The 584-nt window shown below is 69.5% G+C and carries 1 protein-coding gene; it reads left to right on the forward strand.

Annotated elements, in window-relative coordinates; genetic code table 11:
- The coding region (locus tag C6558_RS38965) for a radical SAM protein (protein WP_146161005.1) at positions 1–584 on the forward strand (584 nt) is incomplete at both ends.

Here is a 584-nt window from a genome sequence, read left to right on the forward strand (position 1 = left end):
GGATGGCGGGCACGACGCCGACCGCGTCACCAACGTCGTGTTCATGGGCATGGGTGAGCCCCTGGCCAACTACAAGCGCGTGATGGCCGCCGTGCACCGCATGGTGGACCCCTCGCCTGAGGGCCTGGGCATGTCCGCGCGGAACATCACGCTGTCCACCGTGGGCCTGGTGCCGGCCATCCAGAAGCTGGCCGAGGAGGGCGTGCCGCTGACGTTCGCGCTGTCCCTGCACGCGCCGGACGACGAGCTGCGCGACGAGCTGATCCCCGTGAACTCGCGCTGGAAGGCGGACGAGGCGATCGACGCCGCGTACGACTACTTCGTGGCCACCGGGCGCAGGGTGTCCATCGAGTACGCGCTCATCAAGGACATGAACGACCACGCGTGGCGCGCCGACCTGCTGGCCAAGAAGCTCAACGCCCGGGGCAAGGGCTGGGTGCACGTGAACCCGATCCCGCTGAACCCGACGCCGGGCTCCATCTGGACCGCCTCGGAGAAGGACGTGACGCGCGAGTTCGTGGACCGGCTCAACGCCGCCGGCATCCCCACCACCCTGCGCGACACCCGCGGCAAGGAGATCGACG

Source organism: Ensifer sp. NM-2 (genome assembly GCF_003024455.1).
In the GTDB taxonomy this organism is placed as follows: domain Bacteria; phylum Pseudomonadota; class Alphaproteobacteria; order Rhizobiales; family Rhizobiaceae; genus Ensifer; species Ensifer canadensis.